We start from the raw sequence: 4,171 nt of genomic DNA on the forward strand, positions 1-4,171 counted from the left end.
CACTAACACCTTCTTTGTGTGGGTTGTTGCTGCGTCAAGGACAAAAACCTTCAGGCTGGCTGGGTTGGATTTTTGACCGGATTAATAGATTCTTGGAATGGGTAAGGTCAGGTTACGAGCGATCGCTTACCTGGATGGTACGATTCAAAAGCATCGTCATTGGGTTGTTTATCGTTTCCTTGGGTATGACTGCTTGGCTGTACACCACAGTACCGACAGCCTTTCTACCCGATGAAGACGAAGGCTACTTCATCACTATCATCCAAGGACCTCAAGGAGTTTCGCTGCAATATACCAGCGATGTCATGGCACAAGTAGAAAAAGAAATCTTGCCACTTCCAGAAGTCCTGGGGACTTTCGCCGTGGGAGGATTTGGTTTTAGTGGTAGCACCGCCAATAGCGGCATCATCTTTACAACTTTAAAACCTTGGGCAGAACGCTCAAGACCCGATCAATCAGTACAGGCGATTATTGGCAAATTGCAAGGGAAGTTATTGGCAATCCCAGAAGCCAGGGTTTTTCCTGTAAATCCGCCACCAATTCAGGGTTTAGGCAACTTTGGCGGCTTCGTCTTTCAACTGCAAGACCGCAGAGGTAACAGTGGCTTAGAAAATCTAGTCCAGTCGATGGGTCAGTTGCTGGGTAAAGCTAATCAAACACCAGGATTACAAGCTGTATTTAGTACCTTTGCCGCAGATACACCACAATTGCTTGTGGAAGTGAACCGCAATAAAGCTAAATCATTGCAAGTTTCCATAGATGATGTCTTCAGTACATTACAAACTGCTTTGGGATCTCAATATGTCAATGATTTTAATCTCCAGCAGCGCAATTATCGGGTGTATATCCAAGCAGATCAACAGTTTCGTTCCAACCCAAAAGATATTGGTAAACTATATGTTCGTTCTCAAAAGAATCAAATGATTCCTTTGAGTAACTTAGTCACAGTTACTTCGACTGTGGGAGCGCAAACAATAAATCACTACAATCTATTCCGCTCAATTGAAATTAATGGTGCCGCCGCTCCTGGCTCTAGTTCTGGAGACGCAATTAAGGCAATGGAACAAGTTGCTAAAGAAGTTTTACCAGCAGGTTATGGTTATGAATGGTCAGGAACTGCATTAGAAGAAATAGATTCTGGTGGTTTAGCACCCCTGATTTTTGGATTAGGAATAATCTTTGTGTTTTTGGTACTAGCCGCTCAATACGAGAACTACGTTGACCCCTTTATCATTCTGTTATCAGTTCCTTTAGCTATCTTTGGAGCGCTTATAGCTCAATCAATGCGGGGTTTTGCGAATGATGTTTACTGTCAAATTGGTCTAGTAATGTTGATCGGTTTAGCTAGTAAAAACGCAATTTTGATTGTGGAATTTGCTAACCAATTGCGAGACCAAGGGCTTTCGATTACCAAAGCAGTAATTGAAGCTTCACAAGAGCGGTTGCGTCCAATTTTGATGACTGCCTTTTCTACACTGTTGGGGATTTTTCCGTTAGCTATTGCTACAGGTGCTGGTGCAGGAAGTCGGCAATCTTTGGGAACAGCAGTTTTTGGTGGAATGTTAATCGCTACTTTCTTGAGTTTGTTTGTCGTCCCGATTTTGTATATTGTGATTAAAACGCTAACAGAGCGATTTATCAAACCAAATCGGCATCAAGAAATATCAGCAGAAGCTGCGTCATTGAATGGTAGCACTGCTGTATATTCAACAAAAGCTGAGGATTGATTCTCTTTCGTTATCGATTGAAGCAAATCAATTTAGGGACTTGCAAAAATTCTACAACGCTCTCAAAATTTCCATGTGGGCATGATAACAAACCAGAATGTATAGTACGAATGTACGCTGAAATCAAGACAATGGTAACAATAGCAGTCAATCCCTATCTCGATGGCAATTTTGCTCCAGTCCATGAAGAAATCACCACCGAAAAATTGCCAGTCATCGGTGAATTACCCCTTGATCTATCAGGGATATTTGTGCGGAATGGCCCTAACCCTCAATGGACGCCTATCGGTCAATATCATTGGTTTGATGGGGATGGGATGTTGCATGGTGTGCAAATTAGCAACGGCATAGCCACTTATCGTAACCGCTACGTCCAGACAGCCGGATGGAAAAAAGAACGAGAAGCGGGTAAAGCTATCTGGACTGGGTTGTTAGAACCACCACAGATGGATAACCCCCACGGTCGCTACAAAAATACTGCCAATACTGCTTTAGTGTGGCACGCTGGTCAGATGTTGGCGCTGAACGAGGGAGGTAAACCTCATGCCATTAAACTGCCTGAATTAGAAACCATTGGCGAGTACACCTACAATGGCAAGCTGGTTTCTTCCTTCACAGCCCATCCCAAGGTAGACCCTGTTACAGGGGAAATGATCTTCTTTGGCTATTCTCTGTTTGCGCCACCGTATCTGAAATATAGTGTGGTCTCAGCACAAGGCGAACTGTTGCGGACAGTGCCAATTGAACTGCCAATAGGCGTGATGATGCACGATTTTGCCATCACTGAAAACTACACAATTTTCATGGATTTGCCACTGACTTTTAGCCCAGAGCGATCGCAACGGGGAGAACCTTTAATGATGTTTGAGTGCGATCGCTCTAGTCGTTTCGGGATTTTACCACGTCACGGTGACAACAGTAATATCCGCTGGTTTGAAAGTCCTGCTTGCTATGTCTTCCATACCCTCAACGCCTACGAAGATGGAGACGAAGTAGTGCTGATTGCCTGTCGCATGAGTTCTACAACTGTTTTGAGTTCTGATGATTCGCAACTCGACCCAGATGCAAATATTCCCCGTTTGTATCGCTGGCGATTTAACCTCAACACTGGTTCAGTGCGTGAAGAGATGTTGGATGATGTCGCCTCGGAATTTCCCCGCGTCAACGAAAACCGATTGGGGCGACAAAACCGATATGGCTACACTAACAAAGCGGCAAATAGTCCCGTACCTTTATTTGAAGGTATCATCAAATACGACTTCAGCAATGGAAAATCCCAAATACATGAATTTGGGCAGGGGCGCTATGGCGGTGAAACTGTGTTTGCGCCGCGTCCTGGTGCAACGGCTGAGGATGATGGTTGGCTGATGACTTTCGTCCACGATGAGAATTCAAACACTTCAGAATTAGTAGTGATGAATGCTCAAGATGTGATGGCTAAACCTGTAGCGCGGGTGATAATTCCCCAACGAGTGCCTTACGGGTTTCATGGTGCTTGGTTTGCCGAGGAATAGCTAAATGGGCAGTTAGAAACCGCGTCTACACAGACAAAACCCGCCTAAGCGGGTTTCAAATTCTTTGGCAGGTGAACTTGGTTTGTGTAACCGCGATTTCTAATCACCAGGTAGAATCCTCTCTATTGCCGATCGCAAATTATTTTTCCCTATATCCGCCAGCGTAATTAATCACGCAGATTGTTCTATATGATTTGTGAGTTCCATAAGCAACACCAGAGACTTTAAAAGCACCGTTAAAAATGTTTTTTCGATGGCCGCGATCGCTCACACCATCATCAATAATTAATTGCATAACGATATCTTGAGCGCTGTTTGGTCCATAACTGATATTTTCACCTGCGGTTGTTTGCCATTTACCATAGCGGTTGATGCGAGTAAAAGGGTTGCTACCATCGCTACCATTATGACCTATAGCACCTTTTGGGTCTTGGTCTTTTACGTGATCTTTTGCTCCTAAAGACATACCTTTAGATGCACTCAAGGCTCCTACAGGACGTGCTGATTTGAGAAATGCGATCGCTTCATCAACTGCCTTAACTCCTTCTTGAGTTCGTAGATAAGTATTGTTAGAAATTTTGACTCGGTTCCCCTCAAAGCGCTTTCTATAGTTTTCCAGAATTGGGAGGTATGCTTTAGGATTTGTTCTTACCTTATTTGTTTCAACAATTACCTGTTGTTCCAAGGGTGAAAGGTAACTAGCCTTTGCTAATAAAGTTGGACTACTTTGTTTAACTACTGCTGGGTTGGAGTTGGCTACAGACGGATTAGATTGAAGCAGTTGATTTGAGCAGCCCAATACCAAGGTAATTGGCAAAAATACCCAAAAATTCATGCGACGCATCGATAACCTCACAATTTTTCTATGGATTAATTTAGTGAATTAGAAGAAATAAGAATTTTCAACGCACAGATAAGTCAGTATACGCT

3 protein-coding genes are annotated in these 4,171 nt (G+C 43.5%); 2 read left to right on the top strand and 1 reads right to left on the bottom strand.

The genetic code is table 11. The features are described from left to right. Both IQ229_RS15800 and IQ229_RS15805 read left to right on the top strand, forming a co-directional pair. The coding region (locus tag IQ229_RS15800) for an efflux RND transporter permease subunit (protein WP_194045215.1) at positions 1 to 1,727 on the top strand (1,727 nt) is incomplete at its 5' end. Positions 1,728 to 1,858: 131 nt separating this feature from the next. Continuing rightward, entirely contained in the window at positions 1,859 to 3,241 is a 1,383-nt protein-coding gene (locus tag IQ229_RS15805) for a carotenoid oxygenase family protein (protein WP_194045217.1), read from the top strand. A 139-nt stretch (positions 3,242 to 3,380) separates the two neighbouring features. Here the strand turns inward: IQ229_RS15805 and IQ229_RS15810 are convergent, their stop codons facing one another. Next, complete coding sequence (locus IQ229_RS15810; protein WP_194045219.1) at positions 3,381 to 4,085, bottom strand: CAP domain-containing protein; 705 nt, start codon at positions 4,083 to 4,085, stop codon at positions 3,381 to 3,383. Between the last annotated feature and the right edge of the window lie 86 nt (positions 4,086 to 4,171).

The organism is Nostoc cf. edaphicum LEGE 07299 (assembly GCF_015207245.1).
GTDB lineage: Bacteria > Cyanobacteriota > Cyanobacteriia > Cyanobacteriales > Nostocaceae > Nostoc > Nostoc edaphicum_B.

Bases quoted from the DNA above. Each gene is read 5' to 3' on its own strand.
- IQ229_RS15805 (WP_194045217.1), top strand. From the start codon at position 1,859: ATGGTAACAATAGCAGTCAATCCCTATCTCGATGGCAATTTTGCTCCA.
- IQ229_RS15810 (WP_194045219.1), bottom strand. From the start codon at position 4,085: ATGCGTCGCATGAATTTTTGGGTATTTTTGCCAATTACCTTGGTATTG.